10 protein-coding genes and 1 pseudogene are annotated in these 18,101 nt (G+C 59.7%); 4 read left to right on the top strand and 7 right to left on the bottom strand.

The features are described from left to right. Positions 1 to 126 precede the first annotated feature (126 nt). From ttcA to ACCD03_RS16060, 4 genes are all read left to right on the top strand, one after another. Positions 127 to 1,074 (top strand): tRNA 2-thiocytidine(32) synthetase TtcA, encoded by a 948-nt coding sequence (ttcA, locus tag ACCD03_RS16075; protein WP_413412267.1) that lies wholly within the window; start codon positions 127 to 129, stop codon positions 1,072 to 1,074. Positions 1,075 to 1,412: 338 nt separating this feature from the next. Then, positions 1,413 to 2,780 carry a bifunctional UDP-N-acetylglucosamine diphosphorylase/glucosamine-1-phosphate N-acetyltransferase GlmU gene (gene glmU / locus ACCD03_RS16070; protein ID WP_413412266.1) on the top strand — a complete coding sequence of 456 codons (1,368 nt, stop codon included), beginning with the start codon at positions 1,413 to 1,415 and terminating at the stop codon, positions 2,778 to 2,780. A 115-nt stretch (positions 2,781 to 2,895) separates the two neighbouring features. Then, positions 2,896 to 4,734: a glutamine--fructose-6-phosphate transaminase (isomerizing) gene (gene glmS, locus ACCD03_RS16065; RefSeq protein ID WP_316679184.1), complete on the top strand. Its 1,839-nt coding sequence runs from the start codon at positions 2,896 to 2,898 to the stop codon at positions 4,732 to 4,734. Positions 4,735 to 5,535: 801 nt separating this feature from the next. Further along, complete coding sequence (locus tag ACCD03_RS16060) at positions 5,536 to 8,742, top strand: metallophosphoesterase (protein ID WP_413412265.1); 3,207 nt, start codon at positions 5,536 to 5,538, stop codon at positions 8,740 to 8,742. A gap of 143 nt (positions 8,743 to 8,885) precedes the next feature. Here the strand turns inward: ACCD03_RS16060 and ACCD03_RS16055 are convergent, their stop codons facing one another. The 7 genes and pseudogenes from ACCD03_RS16055 to ACCD03_RS16025 form a co-directional block, all read right to left on the bottom strand. Further along, positions 8,886 to 10,055 carry a hypothetical protein gene (locus ACCD03_RS16055; protein ID WP_413412264.1) on the bottom strand — a complete coding sequence of 390 codons (1,170 nt, stop codon included), beginning with the start codon at positions 10,053 to 10,055 and terminating at the stop codon, positions 8,886 to 8,888. 484 nt (positions 10,056 to 10,539) lie between these two features. Continuing rightward, positions 10,540 to 12,930 (bottom strand): hypothetical protein, encoded by a 2,391-nt coding sequence (locus ACCD03_RS16050; RefSeq protein WP_413412263.1) that lies wholly within the window; start codon positions 12,928 to 12,930, stop codon positions 10,540 to 10,542. After that, positions 12,921 to 13,775, bottom strand: coding sequence for a hypothetical protein (locus ACCD03_RS16045; protein ID WP_413412262.1), 855 nt, complete (start codon positions 13,773 to 13,775; stop codon positions 12,921 to 12,923). The genes ACCD03_RS16050 and ACCD03_RS16045 overlap by 10 nt, the downstream gene beginning before the upstream one ends. Positions 13,776 to 13,777: 2 nt before the next feature. Next, positions 13,778 to 14,446, bottom strand: a complete 669-nt coding sequence (locus tag ACCD03_RS16040; protein ID WP_413412278.1) for a hypothetical protein — start codon at positions 14,444 to 14,446, stop codon at positions 13,778 to 13,780. A 339-nt stretch (positions 14,447 to 14,785) separates the two neighbouring features. Beyond that, positions 14,786 to 15,196 (bottom strand): annotated as a pseudogene (locus ACCD03_RS16035) (hypothetical protein); the annotation flags it as partial. Positions 15,197 to 15,216: 20 nt separating this feature from the next. Then, complete coding sequence (locus ACCD03_RS16030; RefSeq protein ID WP_413412275.1) at positions 15,217 to 15,873, bottom strand: TnsD family Tn7-like transposition protein; 657 nt, start codon at positions 15,871 to 15,873, stop codon at positions 15,217 to 15,219. A gap of 794 nt (positions 15,874 to 16,667) precedes the next feature. Then, positions 16,668 to 17,573 (bottom strand): hypothetical protein, encoded by a 906-nt coding sequence (locus tag ACCD03_RS16025; RefSeq protein ID WP_413412261.1) that lies wholly within the window; start codon positions 17,571 to 17,573, stop codon positions 16,668 to 16,670. Between the last annotated feature and the right edge of the window lie 528 nt (positions 17,574 to 18,101).

The following is an 18,101-nucleotide window of genomic DNA, read 5'->3' as shown; positions in this document are numbered from 1 at the left end:
GGCAAACGATTCTAGGCCTGTTCGCCCGACCCTGCAGACGGCGCCCCGCGCGCGCTAAAATGCTGATTTTCCTCACAATTTGACGCCCGTTCGGCCATTATTCAGCGCTGGCGGGGTCGAGATGCCATGACGTTTTCCAATAATTTCCACCGCCTCGAAACCCGTCTGCAGTCGCAGGTCGGCCGCGCCATCGGCGACTTCAAGATGATCGAAGACGGCGACACCATCCTCGTGTGCCTGTCTGGCGGCAAGGATTCGTACACGATGCTGTCGGTCCTGATGGCGCTGCAGAAGCGCGCGCCGGTCGATTTCAAGCTGATCGCGATGAACCTTGATCAGAAGCAGCCGGGCTTTCCGGAAGAGGTCCTGCCCAACTACTTGAAGAAGCTGGGCGTGGAGTATGTGATCGTCGAGGCGGACACGTATTCGATCGTCAAGGAGAAGGTGCCCGAGGGCAAGACCACGTGCTCACTGTGCTCGCGCCTGCGCCGCGGTGTGATTTACCGCACGGCCAAGGAACTGGGTGCCAACAAGATCGCGCTGGGCCACCACCGCGACGACATCGTCAACACGTTCTTCCTGAACATGTTCTTCGGCGGCAAGATGAAGGCGATGCCGCCCAAGCTGGCCACCGACAACGGCGAGCACATCGTCATCCGCCCGCTGGCCTACTGCGCAGAGAAGGAGATCGCCTCCTACGCCCGCGCGATGGAATTCCCGATCATCCCGTGCAACCTCTGCGGCTCGCAGGAAAACCTGCAACGCAAGAAGGTCAAGGAGATGCTGCTGGAGTGGGAGCGCCAGACGCCGGGCCGCATCGACAACATCTTCGCGGCGCTGCAAAACGTGGTGCCGTCGCACCTGGCCGATACCGATCTGTTCGACTTCAACGGCCTGACCACGGGCTTGGCGAAGATCGGTGAAGACGCGCTGTTTGGTCAGACAGCCTACGACCAGGCCCCGCTGGTGTTTGCCGGCTCGCATGACGATCGCATCGAGTTCGTGCGGTTTGAGCGCAAGCCGGGCGACAAGGCCGCCGACCAAGCCCTGCCCGGCGAGGTGGCCGCAAGCTGAGCGCGTCCCCCGTCACACGGGCGGCGTACGCTGCTCAAATTCGCTCCGGCGCGCCACGCCGGGTGTCCGCCATCCGCCTGACCGGCGGGCGGGCTAACCGTCTCGGTAATGGCGCGGTTGCAACAATTCCACCGTTTGACCGGTTCAGGGGGAGGGTGGGGCCCATGCTAGAATTTTTGCATCTGTGTCTTATACGCCGCAAAAGCGCCCCGCAGAAGGGTTTGCAGGCGGTCCGGCCATCCTGAGGGGAGGTGGCGGGCGGTGGGTTTCAGGCAGCCGTTTCCGGCGCCGGCAACCCGTCGCAGGCTATCGCTTCGAGTCACTCTAGGAACCTCCTTGTGAATATCGTCATCCTGGCTGCAGGCATGGGCAAACGCATGCGCTCCGCCCTGCCGAAAGTGCTGCACCCGCTGGCCGGCAAACCGTTGCTGGCGCACGTCATTGAAACCGCCCGCACCATGTCGCCGACACGGCTTGTGGTGGTGGTGGGCCACGGCGGGGATCGGGTGCGCGAGATGGTCGGCGCGTCCGACATCGCCTTCGCCACGCAAGACAAGCAGCTTGGCACGGGCCACGCCGTCATGCAGGCCGTGGACCAGCTCGACGAGAGCGTGCCCACCCTGGTGCTCTACGGTGATGTGCCGCTCACCCGCGCCGAAACACTGAGCGCCCTGGTGGGCGCCGCCGGCAATGACCACCTGGGCGTGCTGACCGTGCACCTGGGCGACCCGACCGGCTACGGCCGCATCGTGCGTGACGCCGCCGGCCGCATCACGCGCATCGTCGAGCAGAAAGACGCCAACGAAACGCAGCTCGCCATCCATGAGGTGAACACCGGGATCCTGGTGTGCCCGACGGCCAAGCTCAAGAACTGGCTGGCGACGCTGTCGAATGACAACGCGCAAGGCGAGTATTACCTGACCGATGTGATCGAGCGCGCCGCCAGCGAAGGCGTGCCCATCACCTCCGCGCATCCGCTGGCCGAGTGGGAGACGCTGGGCGTGAACAGCAAGGTGCAACTGGCGGAGCTTGAGCGCATTCACCAGCGCAACCTCGCGCAGCAACTGCTGGAAGACGGCGTGACGCTGATCGACCCGGCACGCATCGACGTGCGCGGCAAGCTCACGTGCGGCCGCGACGTGGTGATCGACGTCAACTGCATCTTCGAGGGCAACGTCACACTGGCTGATGGCGTGCGCATCGGCGCCAATGCGGTGATCCGCGATGCGACCATCGAGGCCGGCGCCGAGATCCTGCCGTTCTGCCACATCGAGAGTGCCAAGGTTGGCGCCGACTCGCGCATCGGCCCGTACGCGCGCCTGCGCCCGGGCACCGAGCTGGCCGAAGACGTGCACATCGGCAACTTTGTCGAAGTGAAGAACAGCCAGATCGCGGCGCACAGCAAGGCCAACCACCTTGCCTACGTGGGCGATGCGACGGTGGGCTCGCGCGTCAACATCGGCGCGGGCACCATCACGTGCAATTACGATGGCGCGAACAAATTCCGCACCATCATCGAAGACGACGCCTTCATCGGTTCCGATACGCAGCTCGTGGCGCCGGTGCGCGTGGGCAAGGGCGCGACGCTGGGTGCCGGCACCACGCTGACCAAGGACGCGCCCGAGGGCAAGCTGACGGTCTCGCGGGCGCGCCAGGTCACCATCGACAGCTGGCAGCGCCCGGTCAAGCAGAAGAAGGCAGGCTGACAGGGTTTCTCCTGCGCCGAACAGCGGATGCCGCTTCGGCGCGCGAGCATCGATACTGAATTACCGAGTGCGGCGCACATTCAACGTGCTGCCCACCCCAACTGGAGAAATCAACATGTGCGGTATCGTTGGCGCGGTTTCCACGCGCAATATCGTTCCCGTCCTGATCGAAGGCCTGCGCCGCCTGGAATACCGCGGCTACGACTCCTGCGGCGTCGCTGTGCAGCGTGATGGCCAGCTACAGCGCGCACGCACCGTTTCGCGCGTGGCCGATCTGGATGCCCAGGCACAGACGAGCCACCTGGACGGCGCCATCGGCATCGCCCACACGCGCTGGGCCACGCACGGCCGGCCGGATACCGTCAACGCCCACCCGCACTTCTCGGGCGACACCATCGCTCTGGTGCACAACGGCATCATCGAAAACTACGAAGCGCTGCGCGAAGAACTCAAGGCCGTCGGCTACGGCTTTGAATCGCAGACGGATACCGAAGTCGTGGCGCACCTGATCCACCAGGCCTACACGTACCCGAGCAGCGCCACGCGCGGCGACCTGTTCGCCTCGGTGCGTGCGTCGGTCAAGCGCTTGCACGGTGCCTATGCGATTGCCGTGTTTGCCCGTGACAACCCCGACGTGGTGGTGGGCGCGCGTGCCGGCTCGCCGCTGGTGGTGGCGATTGGCGAGAACGAATCGTTCCTGGCGTCCGACGCGCTGGCCGTGGCCGGCACCGCCAGCCGCATGGCCTACCTGGAAGAAGGCGACGTGGTGGAAATCACCCGCGACGGCTTCACCGTGGCCGATGCAAACGACAAGATCGTCGAGCGGGAAGTGAAGGAAGTCGGCACCTATGCCGCCGCCGTGGAACTCGGCCCCTTCCGCCACTTCATGCAGAAGGAAATCTTCGAGCAGCCGCGCGCCCTGGGCGACACGCTGGAAGGCGTGCAAGGGTTTGGGCCGGACCTGTTTGGCCCCGAGGCGGCTGCGGTGCTGCCCAAGGTCGACAGCGTGCTGATCCTGGCCTGCGGCACGAGCTACTACTCGGGCTGCACGGCCAAGTACTGGCTCGAATCGATCGCCAAGATCCCGACGCAGGTGGAAGTCGCCAGCGAATACCGCTACCGCGAGACGGTGCCCAATCCGAACGCGCTTGTCGTCGTGATTTCGCAATCGGGCGAAACCGCCGACACGTTGGCCGCACTGCGTCACGCACGCGAACTGGGCCACACGCATACGCTCGCCATCTGCAACGTGGCGACCAGCGCCATGGTGCGCGAGACGCAGCTCAAGTTCCTCACGCGCGCGGGCACCGAGATTGGCGTGGCGTCCACCAAGGCGTTCACCACGCAGCTGGCAGCGCTGTACATGCTGGCACTGACGTTTGCCAAGCTGCGCGGCCATCTGAATGCGGAGCAGGAAGAAGATGCGCTGCGCCATCTGCGCCACCTGCCGTCGGCGCTGAACGCCGTGCTGGCGCTGGAGCCGCAGATCATCGCGTGGTCAGAAGAGTTTGCCCGCCGTGAGAACGCGCTGTTCCTCGGTCGCGGTCTGCATTACCCGATCGCCCTGGAAGGCGCGCTCAAGCTCAAGGAAATCTCGTACATCCACGCCGAGGCCTACCCCGCCGGTGAACTCAAGCATGGCCCGCTGGCGCTGGTGACCGAGCAGATGCCGGTCGTGACCGTCGCCCCGAACGACGCGCTGCTCGAAAAGCTCAAGTCGAACATCCAGGAAGTGCGTGCGCGCGGCGGCAAGCTGTACGTGTTTGCCGACGCAGATACGCAGATCCAGTCGAGCGACGGCATCCAGGTGATCCGTATGCCTGAGCACTACGGTCAGCTCTCGCCGATCCTGCACGTGGTGCCGCTGCAATTGCTGGCGTATCACACCGCACTGGCGCGCGGTACGGACGTCGACAAGCCGCGCAACCTGGCGAAATCGGTGACTGTCGAATAAGTTTCGGCAGGCGCAGAAATAGAATTAGCGGCTTGAAATAGTTGTTGCGCCGCGCTCCCCAAGTTGTTGCGCCGGAGGCTGCAGAGTCAGTTCCGGCGCTGATTTCCTCCTCGACGGTCCCGCAGACAGATGCCTCTCAAATCTCGGGAATCCGTCACTGCCGACGCAAAAAGCCGGATTCGCATTAATTGTTGCGACATCCCCGCCCTGGCGGCTTGCAACCGTAACGTCATCGCGAGGTTCTTGAGCCCAGGCCGCTTCCGCAACCGCCAAACTGACGGCCGATTTTGGAGGCGATGGCGCTAAGCTGACGCTGAGCACCGATTTCGGTCAATGGGCAAAGAAGACCTGCTTCTCACTCAGGAAGTGACTTTGAACTTTGCGGATAAGTCTTTCGGACCCTTTGTGGTCGAAGTCTCCTGGCCGCAGGCCCTCGTGAATGCGATAGGCCCCGGGCAGTTCAAGCCTGGCACACCGACAAAGCTATCCCTTCGGCCCGCCGACGGCCACCAGTGGAACGCTCGCAATGGAGGACCCGCCCACAGTTATGAGGGTCCCAGCTACAGACCCCACCCCCTCTCTTAAATCGGTCTTTATGATGCCAGAAGCGCCGGCAGTAAGGACGCACTTACGGAGACGCCGCGTCCTGCAACCGCAACGCGGTGTGGCACATTGAGCATCACTCGGCCGCAGCTCTCTGACTTACCCGAAAGAATTACCCCCACGCAATTTTATTGCAGAAGAAAGACTTGGGCTGCGTTACGGTACACTTTTATTACTGACTAATGCCCGAGTTTTCTGATGAAAATCGCCATTCTCCATCTAAGCGACATTCACATTAACGACAAATCCCACCCAATTTTGGATAGATGGGAAAAGATTTGCGCCACGTCCAATGCGCTTCTGCCAGACGTTCGGGCCGTTTTTGTGGTCGTTACGGGCGATATTGCACAGAGCGGAAGTGACGACGAGTACCAGCTCGCCGGCGTCTTCTTCGACAAGCTTCTACATTGCATTCGTGGCAAAGTAAGCAGCGATACTATTGTCCATATGGTTTCCGTTCCGGGGAATCACGATGGACTATTCAAAGCCCCCAATGCGGCGCGCAAAGCGATTATCGAGAGTGTCCTCGCTGGAGGAGAGGTCGACGAAACCGTTATTGCTGCATGCGTGGCACCGCAAATCTACTACTTTGAATTCTGCAAGCGATTCGAAAGCAAGTATGTCACTTTCAGTGACCCGCTGTGGACGGAACATGAGATTGCGCTTGACGGGCATACCATAGCGTTTAGTGCCATTAACGCGAGTTGGATGTCGCAAGTTCCGGAATCGCCGGGCAAGCTCGTTTTCCCCATCAAGCGATACCAAGGACAGGCGAAGGGTAAGGCTTCTGTACGAATTGCGCTCATGCACCATCCCTTGAACTGGTATGCGCAAGAAACCTATCACCCGCTGCGCGAATTCTGCCGGAGTCGATACCAGGTCATCATGTCTGGACACGAGCATGCTGCGAATGCATCGACAGTAGTTGACCTCAAACTTGGCGAAAGCCTCAACCTGGAGGCGGCGGCACTTCTGCCTCACGAGGCTGGCGCAACTAGCGCCTTCTCCGTCGTGAAACTGGACCTCGATAAGCAGCTATTCGCGAAAGTGGACTTCACTTGGGACGGTGAGTTATACATCCCTGTCGAAGGCGACGGTGTTTGGGACTCGTTTGTACCTCTTCCTTCGCGACGCAACGATGGCTTCGCGTTGACGGACGAGATGAAAGCCAGAGTCGAAGACGTGGGGGCTACCTTTACGCACCCAACAAAAGAGCACATTGCTCTTTCTGACATATTCGTTTATCCAGACCTCCATGACCTTTCGGGTGCGGATTTGGAGCGTCCGAATACGGTCAGTGCTGAATTGCTCGCAAAGCAAATCAACAAAATTGGCAAGGTTCTGGTGAGAGGTGACGACCAGTTTGGAAAAACGGCTCTTCTTCATACTCTCTACAGTTCCTACTTTGCTGCGGGATATGTTCCTCTTCTCGTTTCCGGCCGTGAGCTTTTGGGCGAACCGGAAGAACGCTTGCAACGCATATTGCACAACGCTGTCGAAGCGCAGTACGGGTCCGAAGCCCCTGCTCGATACGGCCAACTCGAGATGGGTTCGAAGGTTCTTCTGGTCGATGACCTAGACAAAACAAGCCATCACCCTGAGAGCCTCGCGAAGGTTCTCGAATACGTTGACCGGCACTTCGAACAAGCGGTTGTCTCCGTAAGCGAGCGCTTTGACATCGCAGAGCTATCATCGGCCCGCACTGCCGAGGTCGGCTCAAAGTTTTCTCAATACAGGCTACTGGGTTTTGGATACAAGCTCCGCTCATCTCTGATAAGGAGATGGCTGGCGCTGGGAGAAGCTTATCAACCGGAAAACTTGCAGGCTCGAATTCACGATGCCGAATCGATTATTGACTCGGTCATCGGCAAGGGACTGGTCCCTACGACGGCTTTCAATGTTCTGGTCTTGTTGCAATCGTTGGAGGCCGGCACAAAGGGCTCGCTTGCCAATGCGGGCATGGCGGAATACTACGAGTTTCTCATCCGGCGCAGTCTTTTCCAAGCAAAAGTCCGCGGCGAGGAATTGGACGAAGTATTTAACTATCTCGCGAACTTGGCGTGGGTTTACCACTCGAAATCGGTGAAGCACTTGGACGAGTCGGAGATTGAGCGATTCAATTCCGAATTTTCCGAGCACGTTTACCGGACCGAGCTTGCCCCAAGGCTTGAGCTACTGACACGGTGCCGTGTACTGGGAAAGACAGGGACCAGCTACCAGTTCCGCTATGAATACATACGATATTTCTTTGCAGCCAAGTATATTGCAGACAACATCGAGGACAAACCAGAACTCCGAGGGATGGTTCTGCATGCCTGCAAGCATTTGTATCTGAGAGACAACGCGAACATCGTTCTCTTCCTGACGCATCACAGCGCCAGTAAGTGGATTATTCGAGAAGTTGCAGCGGTATTGGCCAAGCTCATAGCGGATGCGACGCCGTTTGACCTGAACCGCGATACGCTTATCTTGAACAAGTGGGTCACGCAAAGAGCAAGGTTGCTTGTCGATGCCAGCAATGTGGAGGCGAACCGCGCGTCCCAGCGGCAACGTGCCGACGAAGCGTCTATGCTGCCTGAGTACGAACCTGATGGGGAGGTCGCGTCGCTAGACGACCTTGACCAAGTTGCTCAGCTGAACCTCCTGTTCAAAACAAGTGAGATTCTTGGTCAGATTCTAAAGAACCGGTATGGTTCATTGGATAAATCCTTTAAGCGCGAACTCGTTCGAGAGCTCTTTGCCGGGCCGTTGCGCGGTATCAGTAAGATACTGAGCTTAGTGAACCGGGAACCCGAAGCGCTCATGGAGGATGTCAGCGCCAAGCTAAGGACTCGCTTGCCCAAGCTTACAAAAGATGACGCCGACAAATATGCGCAACGGTTGATTTTCTACTCGCTGGGCCTCTTCGCGGATGGGTTCCTAGCCCGCCAGGGCGAAATCATCGGCTCGCCGAAGCTCAAGGAGACAATCGAGCAAGTCGCAACAGAAGCGGCTCACGACACCTTCCAGCTCGTCAGCATCGCGGCGCAACTCAGTTATCCTGGCCATGTACCAATGGCGGCCATTGAGCAAATGTCCAAGGCCGTCAAAGCGAACGTGTTCGGTTATCGGCTCCTCCAGGGCATGGTAGCTCGGCACATGTACATGTTCTCGTTGCCGATAGATGAACGTCAACGCTTGGCACAAGCGGTCGGTGTGGACCTTCGCATTCAGATGGCCAAGGAAATCGGAACGGACGTCAAGAAGCTCCCACCGCCCGGAAGGCAACCGACCCATCCGGGAAGCTTGATGGGCCGGCTCCAAAAATCCTTCTTGCTGAGAAACGAGCAAGTCATAGATGCGGTACTGAAGAAGTCCAGCCCGGAGAAAGAGGAGAAGGATGGAAGCGCACCTCCTGCTCCGTGAACACAGCGGACGCAGTGCTAGCTTCCTCTGCGACGGCTCGCCACAAGGAGCGCTGTGACGCGCCGACATCCCGGTCCATTTGCGCGGCAAAGAACCCTGCAACCAATCCGCGACCTCCGCCGGCACGTATCCCGTTGCGAGCGCTACAGATTGAATGGCCGAATATCGTCCTTTCGGTATACCGCGCACGCCAAGCTCGCATGTTTGCGTGCTTCGTTGACCTGCTTTCGTTCGGTATCGTCAGAGAAGAACCCCTTAGCGTGGTCTCCGATGACGCTCGGGTCATAGGAGTCGCGACACAGTAGTCTCACGTCGCCGAACACAAAGCGCGGATACGCCTTGATGGATACCGCAGTGCCATCACCTCGTTTCACTGGAATACCGGCCAATTGGGCCGCGTCGGCGAGTTCAGGTTTCGTCAGTTCGAACGTGCTGGCTTCGTTGGAGCGGACGCCCATAACCTCCATGACCAGGGTAGAGAAACCTCGAGGGATGATGGCGAGATACATCACCAAGACGATGATGGACATAGCGGCCCCGAGGAGAAGGTACAGCGCCGGCTGATGGGCCTTCTTTGCCCAACGACGAGCGTTGAGATAGAACAGGCTGGGCCAGTAACCGCAGAACGACACCACGATGGTGAAGACAAAGGCGATGACGGTGTCAATCGTGCGAGCATTCGGTCCGAGAACGTTACCGAACATGCTCATCGGCAGCGCGGTCACCATCGCGGCAAATGTCGCCGCTGCCGGCATCCCGATGGAAAACATGTTCCAGCGCTGCCCCTTCTTCCGCTGGCGGACTAGAAACAGCAGTGTCGCTGTGACGTATGTCCCGCCCAGAACGGCAAAGATGACCCATCCGCCCTCGAAGTTCATTGACATCGCGACCAATAGCACGAGCCAGATAACGAACACGTAAAAGAAGTAGCGTGCTGGATGGTCTGTCGCCTCATCCAGCTTCCCATTTGCCATGGACGACGCTGCTACAACGACGAGCGATGGCATCCACATCTGCAGAAAGAACGCCACCAGCATCAGCACCGCCACAAAGAGCACTGCGGCGAGGCCTTCTTTCGACGAGATGGCATCCAGGAAGAGGCCTTTCGCGTTAATGCTGTGCAAGTAGCTCCACAGCAGCATCGCTGACACAAACAGCGAAAGGATGAACAGCTTCAAGATGACGTCGATGCTGTCTTTGACGAGGCTCAATCTGGACGTCATCACGGACCAGGCCTCACGTTTGGCCGGCCGATGATTGCGATGAAGTTGTGCGCGACGAGGAAGCGTCGACGAGATTCGATTGCGATACATGTCTGCTGATGGTGTGTGGCTGGTTCGCGAGCAAGCCTGTCGCATCGCGTACCTCAGTCGACGCGACCTTAAGTGACCATGACCTGCTTGGCCGCCCCCCAATGAACGGCGGCGCAAATGTGAAGCCGATGGGCACAGTCAGCAATTCAATGTTGTTCACAGCAGTTCTAAGCGCCATCTGCGAGCGGCACGGAGGCTTGACGGATAGGGATTTCAGATGAGACCACTCTGCTGAGTTACCCCTTGAGCAGGGTGCGCAACGACAGACAGCTGTTGTGAATTCCTGACACGAGACAAACGTACGCTGTCGGGAAAAACAGAGCGAAAAAAACCGCTTGGGTAGCGGCTTACACGTTGACGTACACGATGGAGAGAGCCCACCCGCCTGGTTGCCCATCAGTGTTCTCCGGCAGGGGACTGAACGGAAGGGTCGCGTCCGCGCGGGACGCGACACATAGCTTTGAAGACACAGTGCCCTGAGAAGTCACATCAGGTCCGCAAGACTCTCCTCCACATCGGCGTCGAAGTCGGCTGTCCATTCCGAGACTGACGTGGGCGCCAGCGGCTCCGGAGCATCCCGCGGCCCCTCAGCGCGAGCGGCGTCGGGCTCCGTTTTGCCCGGTCCGGCCTGCTTCCTGGTCGGCGTCGGTTTGGTGCTTTCGAGCAGGTTGGCCATGAACAACCGATTATTCTGCGCGGTATCAAGCGTGCGTTGCTGCGACACCATGACTTCGCCTGTAGCGGCCCTTTTTTTCCGAGGCGCAACATTGTCCTTCGATGCTTCCTGTAGTGCCTTTTGGAGTGCCACACGTTTATCGTCCGCCTCGCGAGCGAGCTTCGCTTCTGACGCACTGTCGGCTTCCAGATGCAGTTCCCATTCGAACGAGGTCATTCGGTCCTCCAGTCGACGTGCATCCTCTTTGCTGACCTGGAGCAGGCTTACGGAGCCGTCCTCCTTGCGCCAATACATGAAATGAATGTCGCGAGCGCGCTGGACCTGTACCGGTATGGACCTTTCGTTTTCCCACCGAATCTGGTAATCAAAGTACTCCTTCATCTCCTCCGAGGAATACGTCAGGTCGTCCCGCTTCACGTTGCCACGCCGACATGAATACCATTCCCAATCGCTGTATTTTTCCCAGACCTCCGCTGGCGACAGCTCCCGTTTGGCATCACCTTCACGGGCCGCTTGATACGCTGCGAAAAGGCGTGCTGGCGTGCTGTTTATGCTCCGCCTTCCTCGGAGCTTGAATGTGAGCTTACGGCGCTTTGCGTAGTACAGATTGATGTGGTTGATAGCGAGCAATAGCAGACGCTCGAACTCGTCAACCGATACTGGCGCCGCCTTCCTGGCTGCTCGCCGCTTCTCCTGCGAGAGTGGGTCACGCGCCCGACTGTAGCCTGCATCCGCATTTTGGTAAAACTGCAGCATGAGGTTGTTGAGTGATTCACCGATTGCCCTAAGTTCTGGGCGCCGTGGCGGCGGAATGCTCCTGGCCAGCCTCAACCTATCAACGATGGCACCCAGGACAGATTCAGATGCGCCTGGACCATGGTCGACGTATATCTCATCGTAGTTGCCGTGCAGGAGTCCCCGCAGGTTTCCCAAGCCCAGCTCAGCCGCTCTCGACTCGGGACCAGACTTGGGCATGTGAACCGAAGCCAAGCACTCCTTATAAGCGCGCGCGTTCTCTCTTTTTAGGGAAAGCGAATACCCCACCACCGCCGATGAGAGTCGAGACACCGCGAAGATGACCCAAATCTGAAATGGCGTTTTCCGTCTTCCGTTCGGATGTTCGATGAAGACCTTCGCCTGGAAGCCGTCAACGTCCAATATCTCGATGGCCCCGCCTGTGGGGTCTGTTGCCCTGCCTATTCTGGCTGCGTCGTACATCTCGTGCAGCCGTTGACCATTGCGCTTTTTCTTCAGGTCATGTTCAGCAATCAACCTTTTCGCGTGGTACCTGAAGCTGTAGACCGTGGGCGTCAGGAACTTGCTCACCTTTGAGTACAACTCGACGCACATGTGGTCGTATGTAAGCGCGATGGTGTGCTTCTTGTCAACATACCACCGCTTCAGCGCGACTAGCATTTTGCGCAGGTCAATTTCGCGTACGGCTGCCTGCTCCTGAGCTGCACGGTCTTGCTCGACCGCAGCCCTGTTTCTGCTTTGGCGCTCGGTGACGTTTTTCCTCCCCGGCTTTCTTCGATTCTTGCCGACTCGTCTCCTCCCACGTCCGCCCCGCAAGTCAGTCAAATCAAGGTACGCCTCTTCCTCTCCACCGAAATAGAAATACCGATGCAACAAGAGCTTCAGCTTCTTCTGGTAGCTCCGGGGCCTTCCGAGCGCGAGACAAATGCGCCGCACCGACTGCTGAAGTGCGTCCCTGCTCATGAGAACCGCGTCGTTGATAGGTTCGCGGTCCGTCCAAGTGGCAATGTCATGAGTCACGTGCAGCATTGCCCGAACAAGGGCCTTGTTCCTTGAAACATTGGCCTGGGCAGATTCGCTCTGCTTTTTCACTGGGCTCTGGAACGTCGTAACCTCAACGTCGTCAAGCGCTCCCGGCTCTTTCTCGAGCGACCACGTATGCCAACGACCGGGCCCATTGAGCGACACCGCGTCGCTTAGCTCCAGAACGAACAGTTCGCGCGTCGCAGGGTTCCAGGCTACAGCTCGGTACCTTTTTCCCTTCCCATCACGACGTCTGGAGAAGGACGCATGTCGATACAGCCCCGCTGGCCAAGTTGAAGCGTGGACCTCACGAAGCCACACAGCGAGTTCGTGGTCGGCCTTTTGTGGGGCCACGGGCAAAATATCGCTCCAGGGCGCTGTAGCGCGCACCGGCTGGGGTGCCTCTACGGTCAAATCCATACCCAGCTCCTCAGCATTTCCGTCGGTGAGGCCGGTGCTCTCCGCCGTGCCTTACGGCGGTCCCCAGCGAGGACGATGGCCTTTTCCGGTTCAAACAAGACGTTGTGGTCCAGCCGCAGGAAACCGAAGGCCACTGCGGTCGCAAAGAGATACTCGCCGGCGTCCGGCAGTAACCCGACCGCGCGCGCGGCACGACGTCGGACCGCGTTTGCCGAGCCTCTTCGGCTGCCCTTCAGAAGCGCATGCGAGAACGTTCCCGCCAGGTCGTAGAGCGACCATATGTCCGTATCACGTACCGTGTGATAAAGGAGGCGGCAGTTGGTGTAGTGCTCGTCCGAGATGTCATCGCCCTTGACGAGCTCCCATGACCAGCCGAGCCTGCCGAGATGGGCACGCTCGCGTTCTTCGCGTCTCGCATCTTGGTCCGTCGGCACGTGGAAAGGACTCTTGACCGAGATAGCGTGATAGCGCGGCACCAGGCAAGTTGGCGTGACGTACGTGACCACCACATCCAGCGTCGTCATCTCAGTACGGCGTACGCGCCTACCCTGTTGTTGTGCCGAGAGCAGCGTATCGTCGTCACAGAACGGGTATTGCTCGCGAATGTCGATGACATACGGATGAAACATCAGCGCGTACAGCACGCGTGTCTCGTTCGTAGACAGTGCCTCCAGGCGCCGGTCGAACTTCAGGTCGGCGAGCGTCGTACGTGTGCTGTTCCTTGGTGGCCGCGCCTTGTGGAATGCAGCGTAGAGTGGCCCCTGGTGCATGCCGTAAGGGTCCAGAGGCGTGAGGGCGATGTCCCTTGGTGTAACGAAGGGAGCATTCATTTCGAAGATTTTCATGACTAGAAGTCGGCAGTAGGTTCCGCTGAATCGATGAGATATGGCAGCACACGCATGCGTGCCAGGTATTCGGTTTTGGTCTCCGCACAGCGCTTCAGCGCTCGAGCGGCTTTCGGCAGCAAATGGCGGATGCGAAACCAAGCCGCGCCCAACGGGTGCCCGTCCAGCAACTGCTTGGAACTGATTCGCCCAGGATGGCCGGCGGCTACCAGGGTTTCCGCGCGCACGTAGATGTGCTGGACCATTGAGGAATCGAGCTTGGCAATGTCGCCGAGCACCTCGATGTCGGCCGCATCAAGCTCATCCGTGGTGAGCAGTGGGCGGGCACCTTCCGGCAATTGCAGCAGCAGCGCAGCCCTGTTGGCACCAGGTTGTTCGTGGCGAAGTTGCTTGTAAGTGGCCAATAGCATCGCGGCGTCATCCCCGGTTCGCCTTTGGTGAGTCGTTTTTCTCCGATGCTCTTCCTGCGGGCCTCTCTCTGTCACAAACTTCCCATACCGCCGCATGGCCGGGCTCGCCGGCCAGCGAGCTCCGTTTGCCGCCCGCTCAACAGCGTCCCAAGTTCCCCACAGGCCGAGAAGCAAAGCAATGGTTCGAAGCGGGTGGCGCAGGACAGCGCTTCCCCGCAGCACGGTCCCGACACGGGCGAACGGGATGGTGTGAAAGCTCATGCGTTCGAACGATTCACGAAGCCGAGCCTCTGTTATGAAAGTGAGCCAAGCCCTCTGCCGTCCATCCTCTCGCCGCGGAATTCCGATTCGGCCTGCACCGAGCCGCACCAACGAGCCAATGGCGCGTGCATCGAGTTGCGGGAGATAGCTGCAATCAAGCAACCTGCTAGCGGCGTGAGTAACCTCAATCTCAAAGTCGATTGCCCCTAGGCTCAAGGCCTCCTTACCCACCAAAGGAATCACGGGACAGTCACATCGGTGGCCAGGGAGCGGAACGAGCGAAGCCCAATTGCTCGGAGTACACATCCGACACGGCGCAAGGAGCGGCTTTGCATGCTTTGCGCAGAACAGTACCCCTGGGATTTGATGCTCGGTACGCCAAAACGGGACGCCGGTGGGAGCAATGTCATGCCGTACGCAGTCATCACAATATGCGGGCTGGAACGTCGCCCACCCGCTGTGCGGTCCGCCGGCACCAATCATTGCTGGCAAGCCATGCACCGGCTCCCCCAGCAGGTGCGAGCGAACCTTGGCTGCATCCTCCGGTGGCAGCATGCGCCTATACAAGGGGTAGAGGGTGTGGCGGTCGACAACGTAGTCGGCCGGTCCAATGACGCTCTCGAATGGCCGAGCTCGTTGAGCAATGCGGCTTGGGAAACACCACGATTTGACGTCCGGGCACGCCGTTGCGGTTACTTCGTGCCGAACATAGTGTCCCGTCCACCACTCACCGGGAGCCAATCCGCTCATCTGCAAATAGTGCAGGCGTGTCATCGTGCTTGCTCCTCGCGGTCGACTGCGTGCAGTGCGCGACTGAGGGTGGACTCGCGAAGACTCACTCGCCGCGCCAGCACCGAAAGGGCAGCGGCGTGCGGGTCTGGCTCGAGGGCATCCTGCAGAGAGGCAACCCGAGCGCGCGCCAGCTCCACGCGGGAAATGCATTGCTTAGACACGCCAGCGTCAACGGCAGACAGACGGCCATAGGCGTAGTCCGTCACGCCGAGCCGCACCCGAACCTGGTATGCCGTGCCGAGATGGAGCAAGCCGCGGCGGTCCTGCCGTGGGACCACTGGGACACGGACGTACGGCGCGAGTAGCGCTTCCAACTTCGAACTGCGTCTCCCGCCTCGCCTGGTCGCGTTGGACGGTTGATGACAGAGCAGCCAAGCGCGGTCATTGCGATAGAGCCATGCCCAAACCGCATAGAGTCCACGTCTGAGCGCCGTACTTGCCGCATCGGGATGCGCTGCCTTGTGGGAGAGCCACTGTTGACGGTGAATCTTGATGTCGGCGGGTGATGGTCGATATGGCGTACCGGCTTGTCGAGACGGCGCCGTCCGCACAACAGGCTTGGCTGCTGCAATACAGCAGGACTCTGCTTGGCGCGCGATGAACCAATTCAACAGCGCCAACCAGGCCGGGTGCATGGGGCGGTCTTCGCGCTCTGCGGCGCGCAGCAACCAAGCAGCGAAGCCCTCAAGCGTTGTGACCGTAGAGAGTCGACAATCTTCGAATCCCTCTCGGACAACCAAGGTCCAATCGCTCGTAAGATGCGAGATGTTCCAGCGGCCGCCCTCGCGCCGGTAGCCACAAGCAGTCAGCTTCGCCAGGGTGTTCGCACGGAGGTCCTCAGGGCTTTGCTTCAGCAAAAGCGCATGGGCGCACGCCGCGTACAACTCACTGTTGCGACGAGCCCCTGGACGGCCAAGCATGAGCATCCCGGCTTCATAGGTACTGGACTCATCCTCCAGATGGAGCAGTTCGCCATGGTCTGCGCACCTGGAGGTGAAGGGGAAGCAATGACATACGAAAGAGGGCTGCCTCCCGATGACTAGCATCGCCTCTGCCTTGCAGACTGGGCAACGCAACCCATATCGGTTTCCTGATTCCAGAAGTGCCGGGAGCCGGGGAAACACCGTCCGGCTCCGTGTTCCGGATTGCAGTTGAGCAACACCACGTGCCGCGCACTCTGGAGCCATCCCCGCAGCAAAAGCAGGAAAACATGAGTGCTCAGTCAAAATGTCCCACGGAGACCCGTACAGGTCTCCCAGTACCTGTTGCCATGTCCGAAGCCGGCAAGGCACGCTATAGAGGAATGCGCCGCCCCGTCGAAAACTGAGATGGGCAAGCCGTTTGGTCGCGGGGTCGACCGACACAGCAGCATCGGATACCAGGATGCTGGTGGCGGACTCTCCAGCCAGCGTGTTCAGAGGAAGATGATTCATTGCGAGTCCTCCTTTTGGAACTGCAGGCCCGCCCGTGACGTCACCGGCATGCGTTCGGGCATGGGAACGAGCAACGGTGCGTGGCCAGTTGGCAACCAGTCGCTGAACCGACGCAAGCCATCCACTGTGAAGCCTCGCCCATCGCCAAGGGTTTTGAGCGCCTGCAACGCGGGCCTTTCGATGTAGAGGGCCTTGTCAATCAGAGTGTCGAGGTTGTGGGGTGGCTTGGACATGTCGGCTTTACCGACAGAGCGCCCCAATTGAAAACAGACCTTCTGGGCCAGTGCGAGTCGGCAATGCGTCTTCTTTGCCAGGGTCTCGACAAGCCAGCTCGGTGCGGGACCCTGGCCCTTCATCGTCTTCTGGAATGCCAAGGTGCAGAGGTCAGCGTATGCCTGCGAGGTCGCCGATGGCGGGTCCATGCATAGCACGCCTCCGGCAGTCAGCTCGCTGGCTGCGCTGGTTTTGCGCATCAGGTGCGAAGCGGCAGCAGTGCTTGCCATCATCAAAATGGGAATCCCGGTGGTCCGAGTGAACTGCCCGAGCAGGTTCCACAGCGAATTTGCCGCCCTGGCTCCTGCATCGCGACCATTGATGCGCTCAACGATAATGAGGCCTACGTTGGCAGCAATGCTGAAGCCACTGAGGATTGAGAGCGCTTCTTCATGGAGCCGGAAGCGCGACGGTCGAATAGTCGCGGAGTAATGCGAGCCGAGTGCTCTGTCGAACGCACCCAAGAAGTTCGTCACGAACTGTGCCGGAGCGCCGCCGTCAGGCCACATCACCCGCAACACGGGAATTTGGATGTAGTGCACGTTCCCTGTCGGCGTGGGCACGTGCAGAGGAATCGGTTCTTCCCCGAGGAAGCTCGCGATGCGCTCGGCAATGACGCGACGCCCCATTCGTGCTGGTGTGACAAAGAGCAAGCCACGGGGGCGAGCGCCCGGGACATTCAGTTCAGGCCTCAGCCAGAGGTGGCCGTGCCTGTCACTCCCCTGCGCGGCAGCGGCCAAGGCTGAATGGGCCGTCGCGTGGAATGCGGGAGACAAGGGATTCCGGTGAGCGTAACCTTTTCGTACCAAGGCGGTCACCTGCCCAAGCAGGCGGGTGTGCTCAGGAAACGGAATCAACGGTTGCTCCTCGTCTTGCGCCGTCCGAGTTCGGCGCACAACTCGATTAGCCGGCACAGGCGCGTCGGGATGCCAGTCACGGAGAAATATCGTTGCTGCCGCGTTCCCCTTCGGTACTGCCGGGAGATTGTTGACACAAGGGTTGTCTTGATTGGTCGGCAAGACGTCTACGACGGTCGTGTTTTCGTTCTTATGATTCATTGCTGAAAAACCGGATGGGTTGCGCCATTTCCGGGCGAGCGGGGGCCTCGCAAATGGCGCGATACATTGATGGGTTCCGGCCCACTGAGGACGTGCGAG

The organism is Ralstonia sp. Ralssp135 (assembly GCF_047304345.1).
Classification (GTDB): Bacteria; Pseudomonadota; Gammaproteobacteria; order Burkholderiales; family Burkholderiaceae; genus Ralstonia; species Ralstonia chuxiongensis.
Note: the sequence above shows the minus strand (reverse complement) of the source record. Positions and strands in the feature narration are given on the sequence as shown.

Bases quoted from the DNA above. Each gene is read 5' to 3' on its own strand.
- ttcA (WP_413412267.1), top strand. From the start codon at position 127: ATGACGTTTTCCAATAATTTCCACCGCCTCGAAACCCGTCTGCAGTCG.
- glmS (WP_316679184.1), top strand. From the start codon at position 2,896: ATGTGCGGTATCGTTGGCGCGGTTTCCACGCGCAATATCGTTCCCGTC.
- ACCD03_RS16060 (WP_413412265.1), top strand. From the start codon at position 5,536: ATGAAAATCGCCATTCTCCATCTAAGCGACATTCACATTAACGACAAA.
- ACCD03_RS16055 (WP_413412264.1), bottom strand. From the start codon at position 10,055: ATGTATCGCAATCGAATCTCGTCGACGCTTCCTCGTCGCGCACAACTT.
- ACCD03_RS16050 (WP_413412263.1), bottom strand. From the start codon at position 12,930: ATGGATTTGACCGTAGAGGCACCCCAGCCGGTGCGCGCTACAGCGCCC.
- ACCD03_RS16045 (WP_413412262.1), bottom strand. From the start codon at position 13,775: ATGAAAATCTTCGAAATGAATGCTCCCTTCGTTACACCAAGGGACATC.
- ACCD03_RS16040 (WP_413412278.1), bottom strand. From the start codon at position 14,446: ATGAGCTTTCACACCATCCCGTTCGCCCGTGTCGGGACCGTGCTGCGG.
- ACCD03_RS16030 (WP_413412275.1), bottom strand. From the start codon at position 15,873: ATGCACCCGGCCTGGTTGGCGCTGTTGAATTGGTTCATCGCGCGCCAA.
- ACCD03_RS16025 (WP_413412261.1), bottom strand. From the start codon at position 17,573: ATGGGGCGTCGCGTCATTGCCGAGCGCATCGCGAGCTTCCTCGGGGAA.